Raw genomic sequence first — 25,131 nt, 5'->3', positions numbered from 1 at the left:
GGTGCGTGTCAGGTTGTGGTGCTTTCCGAATTCTTGGCCAATCGAGCCGTCCAGGCGGCAATCTGCCGATCGACCTCGGCCGGAGCTGTCGACCCGTAGCTGGTGAAGGCGGAGATCGCCCGCTCAGCCCCCAGCACGTCAAAAACCGACTTGTCGATCGCCGCGTGGACGGCTTGAAACTCAGCGAGCGAAAGCTGGGCCAGCGGCACCCGGCGTTCCATCGCCTTACGCACCAGTTGGCCCACGATCTCGTGTGCGGTGCGTTGCGGAACGTCTTGCTTGATCAGCCATTCCATCAGCGTCGTGGCGTCCAGATAGCCGCGATCCAAACCGGCGGCGATCACCTCGCGATTTAAAGTGGCGCCGGCCACCAGCGGCGCGGCCACCTCCAGGCAGCCCACGACCGTGTCGACCGAGTCGAAGATCGCTTCCTTGTCCTCTTGCAGGTCGCGGTTGTAGGCCAGCGGCAATCCCTTCAACAGCACCTGCAAGCGCGTCAAGTTCCCGACCAGGCGGGCGGTCTTGCCGCGAACCAGCTCCAGCACGTCGGGGTTGATCTTCTGCGGCATGATCGACGAGCCGGTGCAGAACGCCTGCGGCAGCTTCAAGAAGTTGAATTCGCTGGTAGACCACAGAATCCATTCTTCGGCCCAAGTGCTCAGATGCTCGCCAATCATCGACAGCGCGAAGGCGAATTCCAGCACGAAGTCGCGATCGCTCGAAGCGTCGAGACTGTTCGAGGCCACGGCTTCGAACCCGAGCCGCTGTGCCACGTCGTGCCGGTCGATCGGCAATGTCGTGCCGGCCAGTGCTGCCGTGCCCAGCGTTAGGACGTTAACGCGCCGGCGGCAATCCGCCAGCCGGTCGCGATCGCGCGCCAGCTTTTCGCAATAGGCCAGCCAGTAATGCGCGGCCAGCACGGGCTGGGCCCGTTGCGTATGGGTGTAGCCGGGCATGATGCAGTCGCGGTCTTGCGCGCAGCGGCCGACAAAGGCTCGCTGCAAGTCGAGCAGGCGCGAACTGACCGTATCAATGGCCTCGCGCACCCAGAGACGCAGATCGGTGGAAACCTGGTCGTTGCGGCTGCGCCCCGTGTGAAGCTTGCGGCCGACATCCCCCAGCCGGTTGACCAGGGCCCGTTCGATGTGCATGTGGACATCTTCGAGCTCGATACGGAACTCGAACTGCCCCTGCTCAATCTCGTGGCGAATCGCTTCCAGTCCTTGCACAATCTGCTGGCATTCGGCGGTCGTTACCAGACCGACCTTTGCCAGCATTTGTACATGCGCGATCGAAGCCCGAATGTCCTGTGGGTAGAGGCGCCGGTCGAAGCTCACGCTTTCGGTGAACTTTTCGACCCGCCGATCGGTCGCCTCGGCAAAGACACCACCCCAGGGCTTGCTCGCCACGATTCCCACTTTTGTTCAAACCGGTGGAGAGAAAGAAAATGCAACAAGACATTCACTGTAAACGGCTTACGGAAAACTGTCAACGAGCCCCAGGCAGCCCGTGCCGCGATACTAGGCACAATAATTCGGAGGATGCCGGCTAATCGCTTTGGAGCGTTTCCAATGCGCCCGGCCGGACGGTTGCGGGCCATCAGCGAGGGACTGGCAACGTCCGATGCCACCCGCGCCAATGCCTCTGGAAAGCCGGGACCTGCCGAAAGAACGGACCACCGATTTCGGGGCTTCGCGGCTACGCAACTAGGCAACGGCATCCGTGTTCCAGCCACGGAAGCGCTAGAGCCCCCACTGCCACGCCGCCTGATAGTTCAGGCCCAGGCTGAGAATGCGTGACAGCAGCGCCTCGTACGACAAACCGGCCTTCTCGGCGCTCTCGGAGAAATCCTCGCCATATTCCAGGTTCGGGTTGGGGTTCGCCTCGAGCACGTAAACCTGCCCTTCGGGCGTCAACCGCAGGTCCATCCGGGCGTAGCCGCTCAGGCTCAACGTGCGGTAGACGCGTTTGCAAATCTTGGCGATCTGGGCGTCGACGGCCGGATCGAGGTTCTCGGCCGGTCCGGTCTCGATCCCATGTTTCTTTTGGTAATCCTGATCCCACTTCACCTTCTCGGTGGCAATCCGCATCGTGTCGTCCGGCATGTTGCGGAAGAACATTTCCCAAGTCGGAAATGTCTCCAGCCGCTGATTGCCTATTACGCCGACGTACAGCTCGCGCCCTTCGATGAATTCCTCGGCGATGGCATCGGTGGAAGTCTGGGCGTGAATGAACTCGACGCGCTCCTTAAGCTTCTCGTCACTGTGGACAACCGACGCCTGCGCAATGCCGACTGAGCCTTCTTCGCTGATCGACTTGACCAACAAGGGAAACTTAAGCCGCTTCGGCCGTTTCACCACTTTGCCCTGCGGAAAGACCGCGAAATCAGGCACCCGGATGCGATGATACGAGAGGATTTCCTTGGTCAGCGCCTTGTCATGCGCCAGTAGCAGCCCTCGTGGGTTGCAGCCCGTGTAGGGCTTGCGCATCAGCTCCAGGTAGCCGACGACGTGCTGGTCGTAGACCGCGACGCCGTGAAACTCCTCGAGCAAGTTGAACATGATATCTGGCTTCCATTCCAGAATCGCATTGCGCAGCACGCCCAAGTCGCTGCTCAGTCCCAGCGGACGGACTTCATGGCCGATATTCGTCAATCCGGCCGAGACGTCATATTCGCTCTTGAACGGAGCAACTTCCTTGACGCTGAGACCGGCGATGCTCTCGGGGGGCACCAGGTCTTCGTGCATCAGCACCAGCACGCGCAATGTCTTCATAACGCCAACCGGTGGTGACCTGCGTGGAGGTAATTCATCGTATGGACAGTAAGCACGACCAGGGCATCGCGCCGCGTTGTTCCTTCCGAGCGGTGCATCCGCAGCTTCAGTTCGCGACAGCGGGTGATCATCTCCTGCAGCACCTGGTCAATCGTATATTGATGCGCGCCGGTCCAGTGCGCGACAAGCTCGCGCAGGTGAGGTCGCATGCGGCGCAACACGGCCGAAGCGGCCGGACGGCCGGCGTTTTCCTTCGAGTCGGAGAACAGCCGCCGCAGGTCGCGGTCGTAAACGGCGGCATGTTCGGTGCTGTAACGAGCCCGTTTTTCTTCGTAATGCTCGCGCAAGGTCTTCTTCAACTGATGCAGGGCGTCGACCTTCAGTCGCGATCGCACCAGTTGCGGCTGGTCCCCGATTTCCTTCATCAATTCATCGACGTAGCGCAGCTTGTTCAGCGCCGGCCAGCCGGCGTACTGCTTGCGCCAGCGCGAACCGGGGCGCAGCCAGACAGCAAATGATTCGGCGAAGTCCTCGGAAGGATGGCTCTGCGCATACCAGCTATCGAGATGTAACACATACCGCTTGCTGTACGGCTTGGGAGAATAAAACTCCGGGTAGGGTTGCGTCGCACTGCCGAACAGCTCGCGCCACCGTCGGCGGCGATGCAGCCGGTAGGCGTTATCGATAGCATGCCCCACCTCGTGGCGCATGATTCGCATGCACCATTGCCGCGTCCCCCCTTCGACGGCCAGCATCTGTCGCTGCTCGAGCTTCGTCAGCCGCGGATGCGCCAGATAAAACGGCATCGCCACGCCGGCCACGCCATCGGGCGAGAACCATTCCTCCGAGAGCCAGAAGGCCGGGCGAAATCGCAAGCCACGCCGGGCGAGCTCTTCGTTGATCCGCGCCACACGCGATTCCAGGATCGAACCTTCGATCCGGACTCCCAAGTCGCACATCCGCCAGTCGAGCAACTCACGATCCGACAAGTGCGCCCAGCGCGGTTCTCGCGCGCGACGTCGCGGTTCGCTTAAAACGGCCGCGATGTGTCGGGAGCGGGATCGCACGGCGAAAAATCATCTCCAGCTAAATTTCCGGCCTCGTCGGCGTTCGACCCGTGCGGATCGTTCAAGCGCCTGTTGCAGAGCCGCCGTGCCCTGCCTGCAAAGGACGGGCCATGACAAGGATAGTTTAACTTTACCGCCGCCGGACGGCAGGCCGCGGTTTTGTAGCCCGGCGCCGTTGCTTCGTCCTCGGTGACCCGGCCGGCTTCCAACCCAGCCACTGGCCTGCTTCCGCTCCTGGAAGGATCGGGGCTAGCGTGTTATCATCGGAGGATTTTACACGCCGGCCTGATCGGCTCTGTGTCCTGCCGCGCGCCAAATGAGGGTGACATCGCAATGGGCCGCGGGAGTTCAGTGGCCCGCGGCCGGACGCTAAGCGGGTAATGCTTGCCGGCGCGTGCAGCGACGCGCATGGATTGAATGGACTCATACTAAGAAGGAAATCACAGCCGTGCCTCGGCGTAACGACATTCAGAAGATTCTCCTGGTTGGTTCCGGCCCGATCGTGATCGGTCAGGCCTGCGAGTTCGATTACTCCGGCACGCAGGCCTGTAAGGCCCTGCGCGAGGAGGGGTACGAGGTCGTGCTGGTCAATTCGAACCCGGCCACGATCATGACCGACCCGGGCACCGCTGATCGCACCTATATCGAGCCATTGACCTGGGAGATCGTCGCCAAGGTGATCGAGGCCGAGCGGCCGGATGCCATCCTGCCCACGCTCGGCGGGCAGACCGGCCTGAACCTGGCCATGGACCTGCACCGGCACGGCGTGCTCGAGCAGTACGGCGTCGAAATGATCGGGGCGAAGCCTGACGTCATCGACAAGGCCGAGAATCGCCGCCGCTTTGCCGACGCCATGCGCAAAATCGGCTTGTCGGTCTGTCGCGGAGAAACCGTCCACAACCTCGACGAAGCGCGGCGCGTGCAGCAAATGGTCGGTCTGCCGTGCATCGTGCGCCCCAGCTTCACGATGGGAGGCAGCGGCTCGTCGATCGCCTACAACCGTGAGGAGTTCGACAGTCTCGTCAGTTATGGCCTGGAATTGTCACCCATTCACGAGGTGCTGATCGAAGAATCGATCATCGGCTGGAAAGAGTACGAGATGGAGGTGATGCGCGACGTCGACGACAACGTCGTGATCATCTGCTCGATCGAAAACTTCGATCCGATGGGCGTACACACCGGCGACTCGATCACCGTCGCCCCGGCCCAGACGTTGTCGGACAAAGAATATCAGCGTATGCGCGATGCCTCGCTGGCCGTGATCCGCGAGATCGGCGTCGAAACCGGCGGCTCGAACATCCAGTTCGCCATCCATCCGCAGAATGGCCGAATGATCGTCGTCGAGATGAACCCGCGCGTCAGCCGCTCCAGCGCGCTGGCCAGCAAAGCAACCGGCTTTCCCATCGCGAAGATCGCGGCCAAGCTGGCCGTGGGCTACCGGCTGCACGAGCTGCCCAACGATATCACTCGCGAGACGATGGCCTGCTTCGAGCCCACGATCGACTACGTAGTCACGAAAATCCCTCGCTTCGCCTTCGAAAAATTCCCCGAGGCCAATTCCACGCTGACCACGCAGATGAAAAGCGTCGGCGAGACAATGGCGATCGGCCGTACGTTCAAGGAATCGTTCCAAAAGGCGCTGCGCGGGCTGGAAGTCGGCAGCTTCGGCTTCGGCTGCGACAGCAAGGACCTGTGGGGGACAGTGCAGCAGCCCACGCCGGAAGAAATTCGGGCCAAGCTCTCCATCCCCAATCCCGACCGCGTCTGGTATCTGCGCTACGCCATCAAAGAGGGCATGACCGTCGAAGAAATTTACGACCTGACGGGCATCGACCCCTGGTTCTTGGATAACCTGCACGGAATCGTCGAACTGGAAGACGAACTGCGCAGCCGCGGGTCGCTGGAAAATGTCGACGACGCGTTGCTACGAACCGTGAAGCGAGCAGGCTTCTCGGATCGGCAGTTGAGCACGATCCTCGGCACGAGCGAAGGGGACGTCCGCGCCGATCGAAAGCGACGCGGCATCGTGGCCACCTTCAAATCGGTCGATACCTGCGCCGCCGAGTTCGAAGCCTATACGCCGTACTATTACTCGACCTACGAGGACGAGGACGAAACGCCTGCCAAACGACGCGGTACGAAGCGGATCATGGTTTTGGGAGGTGGCCCGAATCGTATCGGACAAGGAATCGAATTCGACTACTGCTGCTGCCACGCCAGCTATGCTCTCAAAGAGCTCGGCATCGAGTCGATCATGGTCAACTCGAATCCCGAGACGGTCAGCACCGACTACGACACCAGCGACATGCTGTTCTTCGAGCCGCTGACGACCGAGGACGTGCTCAATATTTGCGACCGCGTGCAACCGGATGGAGTGATCGTGCAGTTCGGCGGGCAGACACCGCTAAACCTGGCCCGCGCCCTGGCCAGTTGCGGCGTGCCGATCATCGGCACCAGCGTCGACACGATCGAGGATGCCGAGGACCGCGAGAAATTCCAGCGGTTGCTACACCGGCTCGATCTTCGGCAGCCGGCTAACGCCATCGCTCGCACGATGGACGAGGCCCGCGTCGAGGCCGGCAAAGTCGGCTTCCCGGCCTTGGTACGCCCCAGCTATGTGTTGGGAGGCCGAGCCATGGAAATCTGCTACGACCAGGCCCAGTTCGAGCGCTTCGTCGCCGAGGCGTTCATTGTCGCGCAGGGGCAGCCGGTGCTGATCGACCGCTTTCTCGAGGATGCTATCGAAGTCGATGTGGACGCCATCGCCGACGGAGAACGGACGATCGTGGCCGGCATCATGGAACACATCGAAGAGGCGGGGGTCCATTCCGGCGATTCGGCCTGCGCCCTGCCGGCATATAGCTTGCCTGGCCCCGTGCTGGCGGAAATCCGCGAGGCGACGCAAAGACTAGCGCGGCAGATGCAGGTCAAAGGGCTGATGAATATTCAGTTCGCGGTGAAAAAGGAAGACAACCGCCTGAATATCTACGTGCTGGAAGTCAATCCGCGTGCCAGCCGCACGGTGCCGTTCGTCTCGAAGGCGACCGGCATGCCGCTGGCCAAGGTGGCGGCCAAGATCATGGCGGGGGTTACGCTGGCCGAGCAAGGTTATGAATCCGACCCGATTCCCAGCCACGTTTCGGTAAAAGAGAGCGTCTTCCCCTTCATCAAGTTCTCGGGGGTCGACATCGTGCTCGGTCCCGAGATGCGTTCCACCGGCGAAGTGATGGGGATCAGCGATCGATTTTCGATCGCTTTCGCCAAAAGCCAGTTGGCAGCCGGTGTGCTGCTGCCGCGCGAAGGGACGATTTTCCTCAGCCTCACAACTCGCACCAAGCGATACGTTAAGCCGATCGGCGAAAAGTTGACGTCGCTGGGTTTCCAAATCGTGGCCACCGCGGGCACGGCCCGTACGTTGGAAGAAAACGGCATACCGGTCAAGATCGTGAAAAAGCTGCAGGAAGGACATCCGAACCTGCTCGACTTTTTGATCGACGGACAAATCCAGTTGATCATCAACACGCCCAGCGGCAAGGGAGCCAGGACCGACGAAGGTCGCATTCGCGCGGCCGCCGTGGCCCACGGCGTTCCGTGCATCACGACGATTCCCGCGGCCGAGGCCGCGCTGCGTGCGATGGAAGCGCTGCGCGACGAGAGTCTGACGGTACAGGCACTGCAGGATCGCTTCCCGGCAGTAGCCAAAGAAGTTTAGCGGCGATCGCGAAGCGTCGCGGCGTGCAATATCCTGCCGGGTTCCAGGCGCAATTGCATCACGCCATCACACACGTGCTGGCGGTGCCTTAAGAATCGCCACGCTCTTCCAAAACCGCGACGGCGATTGACCTTGCGCGCGACAGCACGGCACGCGCGGGAACGACGAAAAAAGGCCGGGAAAAGGGCTCTAAATCGCCCTTGACCCTGGGGGCCGATTTCCATATCCTCCCCGCCTCATGAACGTCACCGGCACGCCCTGCAAACCGGCGACAAACGAAACAACGAACCACGTGGAAGGGCTCGCATCAGGAGAAGGAAACTTCTCTGCGAGCCAACGAAGCGAATCTCGCCGGCAAGGATGCTGGCAGACGCTTCGCTTATAAGAGTGACCTGTTAGTCGTCCCTTCACACGCACGATTCAAGAGAGCTTTGCCCGGCGGTTGTCGCAACCTGCGGCGCGCTAGGCGCGAGACACGGAAGTCGATTCACAGGCCGACGCCAGTCGTCAGCCGCTAGAGACCACGACGATTCGCCGGGATGGCGAATCGAGCGCGTCCAATCGCTCCCGGAAAAGGATGGCGTCCTTTGCCCCCCTGGGACCCATTCTTTCCGGGGGTTTTTTTGCGCGCAGGGCGAGGCAGCCGCATCGTGCCTAGGACACGATCTGCTCGGCTTCCAAAAAGTGCTCGATCCCGTCAGCCTTGGCGATCACGATCACGCCCCCCTCGCTGACCGTAAAGCCACGGGCCCGATCGTGTTCGTGGTCGTAGCCAATCTCGACGCCGGGCGGGATGTGTACTCCCTTGTCGATGATCGCACGGCGCACCTTGGCGTGACGCCCGATGTCTACTCCTTCGAAGAGGATCGAATCCTCGACCCGGGCAAAACTGTTGATGCGGCAATTCGTGCCGATGATCGACCGCATCACGCTGCCGCCGGAAACGATCGAGCCGGCACAGATAATCGTATCCAGGGCCTGCCCGCGGCGGGCATCGTCGCCAGTCTCGGCAAACACGAACTTCGGCGGGGGCAAATTCGGCAAGTACGTGCGAATCGGCCAACGCTGGTCGTACATGTTCAGGTCCGGATCGACTGAGACCAGGTCCATGTTCGCCTCGAAGTACGCGTCCAGCGTACCGACGTCCCGCCAGTAGGCGTCTCGCTTGCGATTCTCATCCCGGAACGCAAACGACCACACGCGATGGGTCTGCACCAACCCCGGCAGAACGTCTTTGCCGAAATCGTGCGAGCTGTGATTGCGCGTAGCGTCCAGGCACAACTGCTCGAACAAGAAGCGCGCCGTGAATACGTAAATGCCCATCGAGGCCAGGATGTGCTGCTCGTCGCCGGGGATCGTCTTGGGGACCGCCGGCTTTTCCTGGAAGCCGACAATGCGGCCGTCCGCCTCGGTCTGCATGACGCCAAAATGGCGTGATTCGCTGGCCGCCACCCGCAGGGCCGCAACAGTCACATCGGCCTTGCGCTGTTTATGAGCGTTGACCAATTGCAGGTAATCCATCTTGTAGATGTGATCACCGGCCAGGATCACGACGTATTCGGGCCGCTCTTTTTCCAGCGTGTAGATATTCTGATAGACCGCGTCGGCGGTCCCCTGGTACCAATTCTCGTCGATGCGCTGTTGCGGCGGCACAACGTCGATGAATTCGCCCAGCTCCCGGCATGCGTAGTTGCGCCAGCCAAGATTAATATGCCGGTCCAGGCTCATCGCCTTGTATTGCGTGAGCACGAGGATCTTGCGTAAGCCGCTGTTCAAGCAATTCGACAGCGTGAAATCGATGATGCGATAGGCGCCGCCGAAGGGGACGGCCGGCTTCGCGCGATCACGCGTGAGCGGCTCCAAACGAGAACCCTTGCCCCCCGCCAGGACGACTGCCAAAACGCTTTCCATCCGTGCGTCTCCGATAGGACCTGACTCACCGGGAGTATTCTCCCGGCTTGGGCATCTTACCGATTTCACCCATGCGGCTAAAGAGGCCAGGTCCAGCACCGCGCGATGTCTACACATTCTCGCGTCGGCAAGATTTGACCGGCATCCGGAAATCCGCTGCACCTGTTATCGGGCGGCCGGCAGGACGGCGTCCACCCATTGGCGCTGCCACAGCTCGAAAACCAGTAACGACCACAATCGGTAACCGTGATCGAATGTGCCGGATAGGTGGTCCTCGACGAGTTCTCGGACCGCGGCCGGACGAAAATAACCTCGCCGTAATGTCGCTGGATCGAGCAGCATGTCGCGGGCAAGATCCCGTAGCTCGTTTCGGAACCAGTGCGACAGCGGGACGCCGAAACCCATCTTCGACCGCGTCAGCAGCGACTTTGGCAACAGCGGGCCAAATGTTTCCATCAGGATGCGTTTTCCCCGCCCGCGCCGCAATTTCAGCGAGACCGGCATCGCAGCGGCCAGTTCTACAACCTGCCGATCAAGAAACGGCGCGCGGCATTCCAGGCCATGTGCCATCGACGCGATGTCGACCTTGGTCATCAAGTCGCACGGAAGATAGGTCACCAGGTCGGTCAGACTGGCCGCCGTGACCGGATCCCGACCAGCGCATCGCGCGAAAGCATTCTCCAGAAAATCAAACGGATCGGCATCCGGCAGTTGCGCGATGAACTCCTCGGAATAGAGCGCCGCGCGCTGCCGCTCGTTGAAGATCGATACCCAATCGAAGTAGCGCCGATGCCCCGACTCCCCCAGTCCGGCCGCGAAACGCTTGAACTGCCGCACGAGGGATTTCTGCCGTGGGCTCGCGGGCAGGCGCTGCCAGGCGTCATTGGTAACCAGGGTCCTGACGGCGCGCGGCAATTGATCAAAAATGCCGGCCAAAGCCACGGCGTTATAACGTCGATAGCCGGCGAACAACTCGTCACCGCCGTCCCCCGAAAGCGCCACCGTGACATGCTGCCGCGTGATTTGCGAAACGTAATACGTAGGAATTGCCGAGCTATCGGCGAACGGCTCGTCGTAATGCCAAATCAGCTTGGGCAGGATATCGACGCAGTCTGGTTCGACGCGCTCCTCGTGGTGGTCGGTTCCCAAATGCCGGGCCACTTCCCGCGCGTAGCTGGTTTCGTCGAACTCCGCGATGGGAAAGCCGATCGAAAAGGTTTTCACGGGCTCGCGCGTCAATTTCTGCGCGAGCGCCACGATAATCGATGAATCGATGCCACCGGAAAGAAATGCGCCGAGCGGCACTTCGCTCTGCAAGCGTTTTTCCACGGCGCTTGACATTAACGTGCGCAGTTCGTTCGAGTAGTCGGCTGCTGAGCGGCTGACCTCGCGCGTAAAATCAGGGCGCCAATAGCAGCCCAACTCCAACCGGGCGTCGCGGTAAACCGCGTAATGTGCCGGCGGCAGCTTACGAATACCGCGAAAAATGGTGCGCGGATGCGGTACGTACTGGTAGGCCAGGTACTCGTCGACGGCCGCGGGATCGACATCGCGCGGCACGTCCGGGACTTGTAGCAGGCTCTTCAATTCGCTGGCGAAAAGGACCCTGCCCTGCTCTTCACGATAGACCAGCGGCTTCTTTCCCAGCCTGTCACGGGCCAGCACCAATTGCCGCTTGCGGCCGTCCCAAATCGCGAGCGCGAACATCCCCTCGATATGCTCGAGAAAACCGACCCCTTCATCCTCGTAAAGATGAACTAGCGTTTCGGTATCGCTGTCGGTCTTGAATTGATGTCCGGCGCCGTCGAGGCGTCGCCGCAGGTCGCGAAAGTTGTAAATCTCGCCGTTGAAGACGATCCAGATCGTACCGTCTTCATTCGCGAGTGGCTGGTGCCCCCCTGCCACGTCAATGATCGACAAGCGGCGGTGCCCCAGGGCCACACTAATCGCGCCGTGCGCCGAACCAGGGATCGCAACGCTCGATTCGTAAAAACCCTCGTCGTCCGGCCCGCGGTGCCGTATCGCGTCGGTCATTGCGACGAGCGTATAACGCTCGATGCGCTTCGCGACGTCGGTCCAGACGGCCCCGGTAATTCCGCACATGGTGGGTCTGTTGCCTTCGTCCGGCAGGGCCGCTTTCGCTGAGGGATTGCCTTACAACTCCGAGATCATGAAGTCTCGGTCCTTGATCCTTCTTGATCTTAGCCTAAACCATCTGTTAGCGGCGTTATAACCGGCCCTTTGCGCCGACGGGCTACTCTTCGGAGTAAGCCTTTTGCTTGTGAGCAAACGGCCAGATGAGGATAATTAGAACGGCAAAGCAATTTTCTTTCCGCCGTCGCTGGGGGCTGTCCGAGCCTGTAGAGGTCGCGTTGGACGAGAGCGGTGATATCTACGCGCAGCTTCTAGGCATCGCGCCAGGTCGGCGTCCGCCCAACTATTACGCGCTGCTGGCGATCTCGCCCAGCGAGAGTGACGCCAAGCGCATCCATGCCGCGGCCCGGCGGCAGATCGGTCGGCTGTCCCCCTTCTTGGGCAGCGAGCACGCCCAGGCGGCTCAACAAATCATGGCCGAGATCGCCACGGCCCGCGCTGTGTTGACAGCGCCGACCGGCAAGGAGCGATACGACGCCAAATTGCGCGAACAACCCGATTTCGTGCCGAACGCAATCCGACCACCGGAGGCAATTCTCGAGGATATCCTTCCGCGCGATGAGCCCGGCCCGACGGCGATCCCGAAGTCGAATCCCATGGGCGCCGCACCAATCATAGAAGAGCAGTCAGCAGAGCCGGACGACGCGACGCCGAAAAATCCTCGCTGGGCGAACGAAGTCGCCCCCCCTCCCCTGCCTCCGAACATGCCCGCCGCAGCGCCAACCGTGGCCAAGGCCCGACTGGTATCGGGTCCCGGCACGGCATTCAACAACGAATTGCCTCCCTCATCGGCAAACGATACTCCGCTATTACCCCCCACCGCGATCGGCCATGAACCAGCAGCCTGGCATCCCGCCGCCGACGGCGATGGTCATCAACCATTCAGAGCGGACACTTATTCAGCCCCGTCGCCAGTCCGCCGCACAGCACGCCGTGGAGGAATTGCTCGCGAGCGCTCGCAAATGGCGCTGATCTTGTTGCTGTTATGCATGATGGCAGCGGTTGGCCTGGGAGCCGGGGCGGTGCTGGTCTGGCAAGCTCGCAATGAACGCGTGGCCGGCGCAAATCAGGAAACGCCTATCGAGACGGGTGCCGCAGCCAAGGCGGCGCCCACTTCACAATCGGCGTCCCGATCCGACGATTCCAAAACGTTGTCCGCTACTGATCGCGTTAAACCCGAAGCTAAACCGGCGTCTCCGGTCACTGAAGATGGAACAACTGCGCGCGACCGTGGATTGACCGCATCGCCGATGAAACGAAACACCGAAAGCCCCCCGGCGGTCACGCCGAAAGCAGACATGCCTCCGCCCGACCGCGCGAAACCACCGCCGATGGCCGACGAAAACCCGGAGCAAGCCGCTAGCGTTCGTAAGTCACTCAAGGCGGCGCGCGATGCGATTGCCCTGTGTGATCTCACCAAGGTCGACGAGCTACTGGATGTGGCGCTGATCGACGCCTCAACCGATTCGCTGCGTGCCGAAGTCGAACGTGTTCGCATCTTGCGGACTAGCGTGGGAAGCTTCTGGAATGCGGTCCGCGAGAGTCTGAAAACAATCACCGGCGGCACGGAACTGGAAGTCGACGGCGATGTCATTATCGTGGTCGAGGTGAGCCGCGATCGTGATCGTTTGGTGGCACGCATCAAGGGTCAAAATCGCGATTTTCGCGTCGAGCAACTGCCGACAGAATTGGCCACGGGCCTGGCCGAGCGATGGTTGGCCAAGGATGACGTCAATTCGCGGGCGTTCGTCGGCGCCTATCTGGCGACGTCGGCGCGCGAACAATACATCGACCGCGGCCGTGCCGTGCTACGCGAGGCCCAGTCTGCTGGCTCGGAAGTGGCGAGGGCTGTGCTCGAAGCCCTTGACCGCTGAATAGGCCCGCTAGACGGGTATCTCTCCAAGGCGGAAATGGCCGACGCGCCAGGCAAAAAAATTTCCCTGGATTTCCACTAGATTTTTGTAGCATCGATTTGTTACGATGTCCGCCGTTGCACTCACTTGTGTTGCAACAGCGACGCGCCGCAATTGCGGTGGCGGCTTTCAATAATCCCTCGAGAAGCTAGTGAAAACCTGAATAGCGCCTCTTTAGCCGCTTACATTCTTCCAGGTTTTCAACTTCGAGGGGTTTCATGTCATATTCGTTCCGTGTTTGTTGCGCCATTATCGGCACTTTTCTTTTCGTCGCGTGCGCCACTCCGGTTGCCGAGATCCACGCCGCTTCGACATTCGCGCAGTTCACTGAAGCAACCGCTTCGTCACCGCAAAGTCCGTTTCCTCCCGGCAGTTCCTTTGGCTACGCCGATAATGGGCTCGGCGATGCCGAACTCGGAACAGTCATGGATACCGGCCTGGGCGATCCCATTCCTGTCAATTTCAACTTCCTGAATCAAGCAGGTCTACCGGCCGACCTGCTGGGGATTCAAGATGCGACCATGACCATGACCTCGAGCACGACGGCTCCCGTCGTCACGGGCTTTGGCGGAACCGTGGGCTCGCAACTCTTCGACGGAAAGGGTGAATTGCAAAATGTCATCACCTTCACGCGCAACACGCCGGCCGCCGAAGGTTTCGGAGCGCATACCAATCTGCTGACCGTCACCTTTACGGCCCAGCTAACGGGCATGCTGGGGGGGCAAACCGCATCCCTCACCGCTGATACGCTGACCGGCTTTACCGTCAACTACACTTCAGATTTCCTGAACTTCTCGTCGAACGCCGACGCGAATTTCGCTTTGGCATTCACGTCGTGGTTGACCCCCAACGAATTTGCAGCGATTGCCAGTTCGGGCCCCTTGGCAATCGATAGTACGAGCCAGAACTTCTTCGCCGCATTGGCCACCGGCGCCGGCAGCTTTGCTGGAGGATCATCCGTGTCGATCCCCGAGCCCAGCACCTGCGTTCTCGCCGTCTTGGGTCTGGCATTCCTGGGAATGGCCGGACGGCGCCGATTGAAAGCGAAATAGCGCACCAGCGACTTGCGGGCCGCGGCCATTGCCGCGTCTCGTTTAATAATCGCTACGATCGTCGATAAGCTTTTTGGCCGCGGTAGGCGCTACCGCGGCCAAAGGCGTTTTTAGATCGTGGCCGATCGCGCTCATGTCGCCCCCCCTGACGCGATAAATCGTCTTCAGCCAGTCCTAGCGCGACGGCCCCCGGGGGTGTCTCGACGGCGAATTGCGATCGCCGCGCGTGGTAGGCTAAAATAGTTGTCTCAGACCCAGCCTGCCTGAATCGTCTCCCGAGTACACATCTGACGGCATTCCGCGCCGCGTACCCCAGGATGTTCGCATGCCCCGACTTCGACTCCTTTTGCTGACAATTCTCCTTTCGCATCTGGCAATCGCCCTTCTGCCTGCCGCGGCGGTGGCGCAGCGTACGCCCGAGGAGGAGTTGAAGTCGCTCTCAGTGCCTGAGGGGCTTGAACTCTCGCTGTTTGCCAGCGAACCGCTGATCACGAACCCTGCGGCGATCGACGTCGATACGCACGGCCGAGTCTGGGTCGCCGAGATCCAGTGGTATCGCGCCGCGGCGAAGCAGCCCCCCGCCGACAAAATCAAAGTCCTGGAAGACACCGACGGCGATGGCCGCGCCGATCGAGTGGTGGTCTTCGCCGAGGGATTGTTCTGCCCAATGAGCATTTGCGTGGCCGGCAGCAAGGTTTATGTCGCCACGAGCCCCGATCTGTGGGTTTACGAAGATAAGGATGGCGACCTGCGAGCTGACGGTCCGCCGACAAAGGTCCTCACCGGCTTCAAGGGACAGAACCACGACCACGGGGCGCATAGCCTGGTGCTGGGTCCGGATCACAAGTGGTGGATGTCGCACGGCGATGCCGGCTTCGACGTAACGGCCGCCGATGGCAGCCACGTCGAATACAAATGGGGCGCCGTGCTGCGCGGCGAACTCGACGGCAGCAAGCTGGAAATGGTCGCGAAGAACTTTCGCAACCCGTACGAGGTCTGCGTCAGCTCGTTCGGCGAATCGTATCTCAGCGACAACGATAACGACGGTAACTTCAGCGTGCGGATTTGTTGGCTGCTGGAAGGGGGCAACTACGGCTGGTTCGGCCACCCTCCCGCGCGTGTGCCGCGCGACACTCCCTTCGGAGAGCATTGGCATTTCCGAGGGCATGTCCCCGGCTTTGTGCCGGCCACACTCGTCACCGGCTTCGGCTCGCCATGCGGTATCTGCTTTTATGAAGGAGATGCACTGGGACCACGTTTTAAGAATTCGCCCCTGCATACCGATGCCGGGCCGCGCGAAGTCCGCCACTATCCTTTCGAAAAGTCCGGCGCCGGGATGCGCGCCGACAACGAAGTCATCATCTCGAGCAAAGAGGACAAGTATTTTCGCCCTGATGATATCTGCACCGCTCCCGATGGCAGCTTGTACATCTCGGACTGGTACGATGGCGGCGTCGGCGGTCACGCTTACAACAATCCCGATCAGGGACGCATTTTTCGATTGCGGCCTGCCGGCAAGAAGCTCACACGGATTGCCAAGCCAGGCCCTTACGCTGATATGGCCGAAGCGATCGAAGGCCTGAAGAATCCGAACCTGGCAACGCAGTTCCTGGCGCGCGAGCGGCTATTGGCCGGCGGTCAAGACGCCGTGACGACGCTCGCCCCGCTGCTGGCGGATGAAGACCCCAACTATCGCGCTCGCGCCCTGTGGGTGCTCGATCGCATCGGCGGCGAGGCTCGTCAAAAGGTGGTCGCTGAACTTAAGAACTCCTCGGGCCGCGCGCGAGCCTTGGCCGTCCGAATCCTGCGCCGGCACGGCGAGGAGTATCGTCCGCAGATTCTGCCGCTGGCCGATGATCTCGACATCGAGGTCCGCCGCGAAGTTTTGCTCGGCTTGGCACACTGGAACGGCGTCGAAGTCGACGCGGCGCTACTCAAGCTGGCCACGGCCTACGACGGTACAGACCGGTACCTGCTCGAGGCAATCAATATCGCGGCCGTTGGTCGGCAGAAGGAACTTGTCAAAGCGCTTGCCGACGCCGGCCGCATTTCGTTCGATAACATCGACCTGATCCAAGCGCTCGAACCGGATGCTGCAGCCCGGTTCGTGATCCGCGCGCTTAAGCAAGGTCCATTGGAAACCGCGGCGCGAGGTCGACAGCTGACGCGTTTAAGCACGATCCCCTCGCTCGATGCCGCCGAAGCGGTGCTCAGCGCAGCGACCGACCACGCGGCCTCCAGCGAGTCACGGCAAGAAGCGCTGGCCGCGATCGGGCGCAACCTGGACGACGATTGGAAGGATCTCGCCGAGCGTCCGGAGTTCATCTCCGCCATCGCGCAATTGCTGGCCGAGCCGAGTTCGCGAGCGTCGACGATCACGCTGATCGACAAACACGGCTTGAAGCGATTCGGTGGGATGTTGCTGGTTGTCGCCCACACGGCCGATGCCTCGGCAGACATTCGCGGTCAGGCTCTGGCTGCCGCGGCGCGATTGCACACCGAGGGAGCCGTGGCAGCCTGCGAATCACTGCTGACGGCCAAGGACGAAGCGTTGCGGACTCGCGCCGTGAAGAGCCTGGTCGACCTGCAAGCTTGGAGCCCTATCAAAAAATTGGTGTTGGCCGCGGACACGCCCCCACAGCTCAAGACATTGGCGCTAGAGAAAACCAGTGACACCGTGGCTGGCTCGCTGGTCCTGCTACGTTTGATCGACGAAGGAAACCTATCGGAAGAAATGCGCAAAGCTGTACTCGCGCGCACGACGCGTCATGTCGACGTCGGCATTCGAGCTCTCTACGAGCGTTTCATTCCAGAAGCAGATCGTCCCCAGCGCCTGGGCGCGGCCTTCAAACCGGAAGACATCCTCGCACTGACAGGGGACGACAACCGCGGCCGTTCGATTTTCTTCAAAAGCTCGGCCGCGCGTTGCAAATCGTGCCATCAGATCAACGGCTTTGGAACGCAGATCGGACCCGACCTGAGCCAGATCGGCAAAAAATATGAGCGCCGGGCTCTACTCGAAACAATCCTCGAACCGTCTAAGGCCATCGCGCCGGAGTTTGTCGTGAACCTAGTCGAGACTTCCGGCGGCGAAGTGCATGCAGGCTTCATTGTCGAGCAGACCGAAAAAGAGCTCGTGCTAAAGAACGTCGAAGGCAAGTCGATTCGTGTACCCAAAGGCGACGTGGTCACGACGCAACCGCAGAAGCAGTCGATGATGCCTGAGCTAGTGCTGCAGGACATCACAGCGCAGGACGCCGCCGATCTGCTGGCCTTCCTGGCCTCGCTGACGAATACCCCCTCCGCGCCGGCAGGGGAATAGGCGTGAACCGATTTCATTCCGCGACGCCGATTCCTAGCCGGCAACGTTTCTGCCGGATCGGCGCCTGCGCGTGGCTGTTGCTCGCGATCTGTTCCTTTGATATCGCGCTCGCTGCGGAGCCTGCCGCCGTGGTGCCCCATGGTCAAAACCAGGCCCCCGGCCCAGCACTTTCGCCGGCCGAAGCAATTGCCAAAATGACCGTGCCGGAGGGCTTTCAGGTCGAACTCGTGGCGGCCGAGCCTGACATCGTGAACCCCGTCGCGATGACATTCGACGAGCGCGGGCGGATTTGGATCACCGAAAGCCTGGAATATCCACGCCGCGAGGCGGGCCCCGGCCGCGATCGAGTCAAGATTCTCGAAGACACCGATCATGACGGCCGCGCCGATCGATTCACCGTCTTTGCCGATGGACTGAATATTCCCTCGGGCATCGCCGTGGGCGCGGGGGGCGTGTGGGTGGCCAACGCGCCCGATATTCTCTTCATGCAGGACACCGATGGCGACGACCGCGCCGATCATCGCGAGGTGGTCGTCACCGGTTTTGGCCGCGACGACACGCACGAACTTCCGAATTCGCTCACCTGGGGCCCCGACGGTTGGCTGTATGGCCTGAACGGCGTGTTTAATCGCAGCACCGTGAAGCAGGGTGACCGCGAGCTGAATTTCACCGCGGCCCTGTTCCGCATCCATCCGCGCACGCGCCGCTTCGAACTGTTCGCCGAAGGGACCAGCAATCCCTGGGGCATCGCCTGGGATAACGACGGCAGCGCCTTCGTCAGTGCCTGCGTCATCGATCACCTCTGGCACCTGGTCGAGACGGGCTACTACCATCGGCAGGCAGGCGCGTACCCGCCGTTTACCTGGAAGATTGAATCGATCGTTCGCCACCATCATCAGCAAGCAGCGTATTGCGGCATCCACTATTTCGACAGCGACGCCTATCCGGCCGAATACCGCGGCAAGCTGTACATGGGCAACATCCACGGCAATTGCATCAACAGCGATTCGCTGACCCGCGACGGTGCGACCTACGCGGGGCATCCTGAAAAAGACTTCCTGTCGGCCAATGACGCCTGGTTCATGCCCGTTGTGCAGAAGACCGGCCCCGATGGGTGCCTATACGTGCTCGATTGGTACGACCGGTACCACTGCTATCAGGACGCGAATCGCGATCCGGCCGGAATCGATCGTGGCAAAGGACGGCTGTACCGCATTCGCTACCAGAACTCCGCACGTGCCCCCGCGTTCGATCTCCGCACCGAAAGCGACGAACAGCTTTGCGCCAGGCTGCACAGCCCAAACGTCTTCTATCGTGGCATGGCACAGCGGCTGCTGGCTGAACGGGCTGACCCAGCGGCGCGCGATGCGCTCGAACGGTTGGTTCTGGACGATCAGACGCCGCGAAGCGCGCCGATGCATGCGCTGTGGGCGCTGATAGGAATGGGTCCGCTACCTGTCGATTTTCATAAGCAATTGCTGGCGCATACCGACCCGGCATTCCGTGCCTGGGGCGTGCGAGCCGCGGGAAACCAGGGTGAAATCGATCAAGCACTCGCAACGAAGATTGCCGCGCTCGCCGCCGATCCAGCGGCCGATGTTCGATTGCAGGTCGCGATCGCGGTGGGCAAGATTCCCAGCCTGGATGCGATGAGCATCCTGACAAACGTCCTCGCACGTTCGGCCGATGATCCGTTGATTCCGCGCGTGGGGTGGGGCAACCTGCACCCGCGTCTTGAAAAAGGTGCCGATCCGTTCTTCGCCGCGCTCGCACGCGGCGATCTACAGAAATCGCCGGCCCTGGCCATGATCGCGCCTCGCCTGTGCGAACGGTTGCTCGCCACTGACCAACTGCACGCGGCCGATATCGCCCGACTCATCGAATTGTGCCTGGTGCAGGCCGACAACCAGCCTGACTTCGCCGAGGCCACGGCCAAGTGCCTGGCGCTGGTGGCTGCGGAGATTCAAGACGGAGAGTTGCCGGCCGAAAGGGTCGACGGACTGCGAACAGCTTTCCAGCCGATCCTGCATCGCTTGCGACAGCGCCCCACCAACGATTCGTTGCACGTCGCGGCTGTCGTGCTTGCCGCATCTTGGCGCGATGCGACGGCCGTTGAATCGTGTCGGTCGATCCTGCGTTCGTCGCAGCATGGCGACTCAGCGCGCGAGCAGGCGTGCGCCTCGCTACTGGCGGCGCGCGACGAAAAATTGCTGGAAACAATCAAGCCGCTCTTCGGCGATCCGGATACAGCTTCAGACGACCTGCGGCGTCGTTTATTGGCACTGCTGGGACGAATCGATGACGAGGGCGTTGCAGACCTCGCCCTACAGGCATGGCCGCAATTGAGCCCGGAACTGCAAATCCAGGCGGCAGGGTTGCTCACGTCGCGCCCGGCGTGGGGGCGCAAGCTGTTGAAGGCGGTCGCGCAGGGCGAGGTCGATCGCACGGCGCTCAACGCCAATCACGCGCGTAAGCTCCTCACCGGCGGTGACGCCGCGCTGCGCGATGAAGTCACCCGCGTGTGGGGAACGGTCCGAATCGAGCGCAGCGCGAATCGCGAAAACGTCATTCGCCAGACGCGGCAACTCGTCCGCACCACCACGGGCAACGCCGCAACAGGCCGCGTAGTTTTTCAGAAAGTCTGCGGCACCTGTCACAAGATCTACGGCCAGGGCCAGGAAGTCGGCCCTGACCTGACCGGCAACGGGCGCGGTACTTTCGAGCAATTGCTATCGAACGTCTTCGACCCCAGCCTTGTGATCGGCGCCGCGTACCAGGCGCGCACCGTGGTCACGGCCGACGGCCGTATTCTGACCGGCTTGCTGGTCGAAGATAGTCCCCAGCGCGTCGTGCTCAAGCAACAGGGCGGAAAGCTCGAAACGATCCCGCGCTCGCAAATCGAAGAAATCGACACCAGCAAGCTTTCGCTGATGCCCGAGGAAATCGAAAAGCAGGTCACCCAGCAAGAATTGGCGGACCTGCTGACCTTTCTCGCGCTCGATCGGGCGCCGGACGATCCGAACGCCAAGTGGCTCTCAGGCTTCGACGGGCCCGCCGCGCGCGAACCGCAAGACCGCGCTGATTGATGCGGTTACTCAAAACGAGCCCTGCCCCGGCTGCCGCCGGAGGACCGACGGTCATCTCTTACCCGGTTAAGCATCGTTCGGCCGTTCAGCGTGGGTCGGATCACCCTGTCTCGCGGCTGGTATTTCGACGAACTTTTTTGCAGAAAGAAGCGCCAGCGGCTAGCTTTAAGCGCCGGAACTCTTTGTGCGACCGCGAGCCAAGGGAAAATCATGTCGACCGACTCGCCGGAACTCCCCTCGCTCGGGAGCACCGCGACCTCGTCCCCCGAAAGTCTTGCTCATCGGGGGCGCGAAAAATCTCTGCGGCAGGCGCGCTCACTGCTCATCATCATCGGGCTGCTCATGGTCGTCGTGTACGCGGTCACGACAATACGAATGCCGGAAGAGGTGCGTCAAGAAGCCATCAAGCTTCAAGAGCAAGGACAATTGATCACGCGCCAGGCGAGGGAAGCGATTGTTCGTATCAACCAGGTCATAGCGTGTGCTTTTGTTGCACTGGGAGTCATTTTCGTCGTCCTCGGTCTAGCGCTCAGATCGTATCCGGTGCCAATTGCGATCACGGCATTTGTTTTGTACCTGGCCGCGGTCGTCGTCACGGGGCTGATCGATCCTACAACCTTTGCGCGCGGCTTGCTCGTCAAGCTGATCGTGGCCGCCACGCTCGTGAAGGCGATTCTGGCAGCCGTCGCTTATCGGCGTGCGTTGCATGCTTCGACGATCGCCGAGCCGGTCTGAAAGGCATGGCCGAGTTTCCTTCGTAACTTGCCACCGTGGATCTCGCGTCCCCCTGCGATCCAGATCCCGTGTGGAATCGAGCCAGCGCGTCGGTTATGGTGCTATCTGCCGTAACCGCGGCGAAGCGGTGGCGATCAGCAGATCCGCCTCTCGACCGGCAAAACGATTTCCGAGATGGAAAAGCACACCATTGAAACTTTGGCGGAGTCAACGATGACGTATCGGCTGCTGAGAAATCTGCTCCTGACAACCACGTTCGCCATGATCTCTTCGCAAGCCTGCGCTGCGGAGCCGCCGCAGATTCTTCTCTGGCCGGAAGGCGCTCCCGGCGCCGTCGGTAAGGAAGATACCGACAATCCATGCATTTGGCTGCATCAGCCGCCGGCGGACAAAGCGGGAGGCGGCGCCGTAATCATTTGCCCCGGCGGTGGCTATCAGCACCTGGCCATGACCTACGAGGGGCACGAAGTCGCCGACTGGTTCAACGAATACGGTGTCACGGCGTTCGTGCTCCGCTATCGGTTGGCCCCGCGCTATCACCATCCGTCGCAAATCTCGGACGCGCAGCGCGCCATCCGCATCGTGCGAGCCCGGGCCAAGGAGTTCGGCATCGACCCGACGCGAATCGGCATTATGGGCTTCTCGGCTGGCGGTCATCTGGCATCGACGGCCGCCACGCATTTCGACGACGGTAAGGCCGACGCCCCCGATCCGATCGATCGCGTCAGCAGCCGCCCCGATTTCGCGATTCTGGCCTATCCGGTCATCACCTTGACGGGCGAATTCGCGCACGGTGGATCGCGCGACAACCTGTTAGGAAAAAATCCCGCGCCCGACCTCGTGGCTAGCCTCTGTAATCAGACGCAGGTCACCTCCCGCACGCCCCCCACGTTTCTGTTTCACACGGCCGCCGACAAACCGGTGCCGCCAGAGAACAGCATCCAGTTCTATGAGGCCATGCGAAAAGCGAATGTTCCCGGGGAGCTACATATCTACCAGGAAGGCCCGCACGGCGTGGGATTGGCTCGCAATCATCCAGTTCTGTCGACCTGGCCCGAGTGCCTGGCGACCTGGCTGGAAGAGCGCGGCATCCTGAAGAAAAAAGACTAGAGCGTGGACCGGGACGCAACGCGGTTTCGGCAGGCGTGCCTCGTTATAAGAATTGGCGGAACCATTGATGGACACGACTTCACCCTGGATCCTGGACGTCACGGATGCCACGTTTGATCGCGACGTTCTCGAGCGGTCGCACGAGCGGCCCGTGGTCATCGATTTTTGGGCTCCCTGGTGCGGCCCGTGCCGGCAACTCGGACCGCTGCTGGAGAAACTGGCCGAGGAATCGTCCGGCATATTCCTGCTGGCGAAGATCAACGTCGACCAAGCGCCGGGTATTGCCGGCGAGATGCGCGTGTCGTCAATCCCGGCGGTCTTTGCCGTGCGGCGCGGGCGGATGGTGAATCAATTCATCGGTGTATTGCCCGAGCCCGATTTACGCGCCTGGCTGGCCAAGCTCGAACCGACCGAGACCGAACGTCTGCTCGCCGAGGCCGAGTCGCTCGAAACTGATGATCCGGCAGCGGCCGAGGCGAAGCTCCGCACGGCCCTGGAGTTGGCTCCGCAGGATCGATTACTGCGCACCGCTTTGGCGCGAGTCCTCGAACGGCAGGATCGGTTCGACGAAGCCGAAGCCGAGATCGAACGCTTGGAAAAGGAGGGCTTCCTTGAATCCGAAGGAGAACAGATCAAAGCCCGTTGCCGCCTGCGTCAGGCCGCCCGCTTAGCGGGCAACGCTGCCGAATTAAAAGCGGCAGCCGACGCGGCGCCGCGCGACGCGGCCCTGCAGTTAAAGCTCGCCTATGCCCTGGCCGGGGACGGCGAATATGTCACGGCGCTGGACCACGCGCTGGCCGCCTTGCAATCCGATCGCAAAGGGCAAGGAGAAGCGGCCCGTCAATTCATGGTCGACGTCTTCCACGCCCTGGGACCGGACGATCCGATTACCGGCCAGTACCGTCGCAAGCTGTCGGCCGCACTATATTAATCGTGCAGCGGCAAATAAAACCCGGTGGTCGAGAACCGTCGCGCGGCGAGACGTATCACTCGATCTTATTGATTGCGAAATCTTTTGGCAGGAGTTCTTCCGATGGCCGGCGACTCAGGCTGGTATTACGCCCAGGATGGCAAGTCCGTAGGTCCTATGTCGCTCGACGAACTGGTTCGCAAGTTACCCACTGTTGGTGGCGCCGAGACGCTCGTTTACAGCCCCTCGACAACTGGTTGGCTTGAGGCGAGTCATATTCCCGCCATTGTTGATGCGCTGTGCGGCGCCGGAGCGCCGCCGGCGCCTCCCGTACACCGCCGCTCGGACGAAATCGATTACGAAATCTTCGGCCAGGAGATGCAGTACGTCGAGGTCACACTCGACCCAGGCGAGACGGTCATCGCCGAGCCGGGGGCCATGATGTACATGACCGCCGGCATTCAAATGGAAACGCTCTTCGGCGATCCTTCGAACCAAGGGGGCTTCTGGTCCAAGGTTGTTACCGCGGGCAAACGCGCTTTGACCGGCGAATCTCTGTTCATCACGACCTTCTCCAACGGCGCCAGCCAGCGCGAACACGTGGCATTTGCCGCGCCCTATCCCGGGAAGATTCTGCCGCTGCACCTCGATCAGCTCGGCGGTGAGTTGATCTGCCAGAAGGAATCCTTCATCTGCGCGGCGCGCGGCGTTCAAATCAACATCGCCTTCCAAAAACGCTTTGGCGTCGGGCTGTTCGGCGGAGAAGGCTTCATCATGCAGCGTCTCTTAGGGGACGGTATCGCGATGGTGCATGCCGGCGGCACCTTGATGCGCCGCACATTGGGCGCCGGAGAACAGCTACGGGTTGATACGGGCTGCCTGGTGGCGCTGGCGCCCAGCGTCGATTACGACATTCAATTCATCGGCGGGGTCAAAAACACGCTCTTCGGCGGCGAAGGGCTGTTCTTTGTTACACTCACAGGCCCCGGCGACATCTGGCTGCAATCGCTCCCCTTCTCACGTTTGGCGGGGCGAATCCTGGCGGCGGCGCCCGAACGCGGCGGCGGCCGGGACGAAGGTTCGGTGCTGGGTGGCCTGGGAAGAATGCTGGATGGGGACAACCGCTGAGGCCCAACTTGCCACTGTCTTGCACTTACAGTCACCACCCCGGCCCGTGCATTGCAGGCAAATAGGGCCGGAGCTAGAATTCAGCGATCGATGCCCGCCCCGATTACGGACAGTTCAGAGGCCCACCGCGTCAATCGCCTCGCGGCGTCGCGAGGTAGTATCCCCCACAGGGCATCTTGCCATGTAGCAATCGATCGATCTTCCCCGTTGCCGCGAGTCCAACTCGCCGACGGGCCCCTGAGTGCTTTGCGACGGCA

The 25,131-nt window shown here is 61.4% G+C and carries 14 protein-coding genes and 1 pseudogene; 10 read left to right on the top strand and 5 right to left on the bottom strand.

Annotated elements, in window-relative coordinates; genetic code table 11:
- Window positions 1-8: 8 nt before the first annotated feature.
- From argH to VGN12_22020, 3 genes are all read right to left on the bottom strand, one after another.
- Entirely contained in the window at window positions 9-1,409 is a 1,401-nt protein-coding gene (gene argH, locus VGN12_22030; GenBank protein HEY4312143.1) for an argininosuccinate lyase, read from the bottom strand.
- A gap of 333 nt (window positions 1,410-1,742) precedes the next feature.
- Window positions 1,743-2,774 (bottom strand): ATP-grasp domain-containing protein, encoded by a 1,032-nt coding sequence (locus VGN12_22025; GenBank protein HEY4312142.1) that lies wholly within the window; start codon window positions 2,772-2,774, stop codon window positions 1,743-1,745.
- A complete protein-coding gene (locus VGN12_22020) occupies window positions 2,771-3,841 on the bottom strand; it encodes a putative zinc-binding metallopeptidase (GenBank protein ID HEY4312141.1) in 1,071 nt (356 codons plus the stop codon). The genes VGN12_22025 and VGN12_22020 overlap by 4 nt, the downstream gene beginning before the upstream one ends.
- 448 nt (window positions 3,842-4,289) lie before the next feature.
- Here VGN12_22020 and carB point away from each other — a divergent pair, with 448 nt between their 5' ends.
- Window positions 4,290-7,553 (top strand): carbamoyl-phosphate synthase large subunit, encoded by a 3,264-nt coding sequence (gene carB, locus VGN12_22015; GenBank protein HEY4312140.1) that lies wholly within the window; start codon window positions 4,290-4,292, stop codon window positions 7,551-7,553.
- A gap of 654 nt (window positions 7,554-8,207) precedes the next feature.
- Here the strand turns inward: carB and glgC are convergent.
- Both glgC and asnB read right to left on the bottom strand, forming a co-directional pair.
- Window positions 8,208-9,464: a glucose-1-phosphate adenylyltransferase gene (gene glgC / locus VGN12_22010; protein ID HEY4312139.1), complete on the bottom strand. Its 1,257-nt coding sequence runs from the start codon at window positions 9,462-9,464 to the stop codon at window positions 8,208-8,210.
- A gap of 165 nt (window positions 9,465-9,629) precedes the next feature.
- Window positions 9,630-11,567 carry an asparagine synthase (glutamine-hydrolyzing) gene (gene asnB / locus VGN12_22005; protein ID HEY4312138.1) on the bottom strand — a complete coding sequence of 646 codons (1,938 nt, stop codon included), beginning with the start codon at window positions 11,565-11,567 and terminating at the stop codon, window positions 9,630-9,632.
- Between the two features lie 194 nt (window positions 11,568-11,761).
- Here asnB and VGN12_22000 point away from each other — a divergent pair, with 194 nt between their 5' ends.
- The 9 genes and pseudogenes from VGN12_22000 to VGN12_21960 all read left to right on the top strand — a co-directional run bounded on the left by VGN12_22000 (window position 11,762) and on the right by VGN12_21960 (window position 24,874).
- Window positions 11,762-13,492, top strand: a complete 1,731-nt coding sequence (locus tag VGN12_22000) for a hypothetical protein (GenBank protein ID HEY4312137.1) — start codon at window positions 11,762-11,764, stop codon at window positions 13,490-13,492.
- Window positions 13,493-13,749: 257 nt separating this feature from the next.
- Window positions 13,750-14,583 carry a PEP-CTERM sorting domain-containing protein gene (locus VGN12_21995; GenBank protein ID HEY4312136.1) on the top strand — a complete coding sequence of 278 codons (834 nt, stop codon included), beginning with the start codon at window positions 13,750-13,752 and terminating at the stop codon, window positions 14,581-14,583.
- Window positions 14,584-14,908: 325 nt separating this feature from the next.
- Window positions 14,909-17,905, top strand: coding sequence for a PVC-type heme-binding CxxCH protein (locus VGN12_21990; GenBank protein ID HEY4312135.1), 2,997 nt, complete (start codon window positions 14,909-14,911; stop codon window positions 17,903-17,905).
- A gap of 2 nt (window positions 17,906-17,907) precedes the next feature.
- A complete protein-coding gene (locus VGN12_21985; protein ID HEY4312134.1) occupies window positions 17,908-20,991 on the top strand; it encodes a PVC-type heme-binding CxxCH protein in 3,084 nt (1,027 codons plus the stop codon).
- A 210-nt stretch (window positions 20,992-21,201) separates the two neighbouring features.
- Complete coding sequence (locus VGN12_21980) at window positions 21,202-21,726, top strand: hypothetical protein (GenBank protein ID HEY4312133.1); 525 nt, start codon at window positions 21,202-21,204, stop codon at window positions 21,724-21,726.
- Between the two features lie 174 nt (window positions 21,727-21,900).
- Window positions 21,901-22,836, top strand: coding sequence for an alpha/beta hydrolase (locus VGN12_21975; protein ID HEY4312132.1), 936 nt, complete (start codon window positions 21,901-21,903; stop codon window positions 22,834-22,836).
- Between the two features lie 67 nt (window positions 22,837-22,903).
- Entirely contained in the window at window positions 22,904-23,767 is an 864-nt protein-coding gene (locus tag VGN12_21970; protein HEY4312131.1) for a tetratricopeptide repeat protein, read from the top strand.
- A gap of 102 nt (window positions 23,768-23,869) precedes the next feature.
- A pseudogene (locus tag VGN12_21965) lies at window positions 23,870-24,016 on the top strand (GYF domain-containing protein).
- A 27-nt stretch (window positions 24,017-24,043) separates the two neighbouring features.
- Complete coding sequence (locus tag VGN12_21960; GenBank protein HEY4312130.1) at window positions 24,044-24,874, top strand: TIGR00266 family protein; 831 nt, start codon at window positions 24,044-24,046, stop codon at window positions 24,872-24,874.
- Window positions 24,875-25,131: the final 257 nt, after the last annotated feature.

This window comes from Pirellulales bacterium (assembly GCA_036499395.1).
Classification (GTDB): domain Bacteria; phylum Planctomycetota; class Planctomycetia; order Pirellulales; family JACPPG01; genus JACPPG01.
The sequence above is the reverse complement of the archived record's forward strand: the minus strand, read 5'-3'. Positions and strand labels throughout refer to the sequence as shown.

Bases quoted from the DNA above. Each gene is read 5' to 3' on its own strand.
- VGN12_22025 (HEY4312142.1), bottom strand. From the start codon at position 2,774: ATGAAGACATTGCGCGTGCTGGTGCTGATGCACGAAGACCTGGTGCCC.
- glgC (HEY4312139.1), bottom strand. From the start codon at position 9,464: ATGGAAAGCGTTTTGGCAGTCGTCCTGGCGGGGGGCAAGGGTTCTCGT.
- asnB (HEY4312138.1), bottom strand. From the start codon at position 11,567: ATGTGCGGAATTACCGGGGCCGTCTGGACCGACGTCGCGAAGCGCATC.
- VGN12_22000 (HEY4312137.1), top strand. From the start codon at position 11,762: ATGAGGATAATTAGAACGGCAAAGCAATTTTCTTTCCGCCGTCGCTGG.
- VGN12_21995 (HEY4312136.1), top strand. From the start codon at position 13,750: ATGTCATATTCGTTCCGTGTTTGTTGCGCCATTATCGGCACTTTTCTT.
- VGN12_21990 (HEY4312135.1), top strand. From the start codon at position 14,909: ATGCCCCGACTTCGACTCCTTTTGCTGACAATTCTCCTTTCGCATCTG.
- VGN12_21980 (HEY4312133.1), top strand. From the start codon at position 21,202: ATGTCGACCGACTCGCCGGAACTCCCCTCGCTCGGGAGCACCGCGACC.
- VGN12_21975 (HEY4312132.1), top strand. From the start codon at position 21,901: ATGGAAAAGCACACCATTGAAACTTTGGCGGAGTCAACGATGACGTAT.
- VGN12_21970 (HEY4312131.1), top strand. From the start codon at position 22,904: ATGGACACGACTTCACCCTGGATCCTGGACGTCACGGATGCCACGTTT.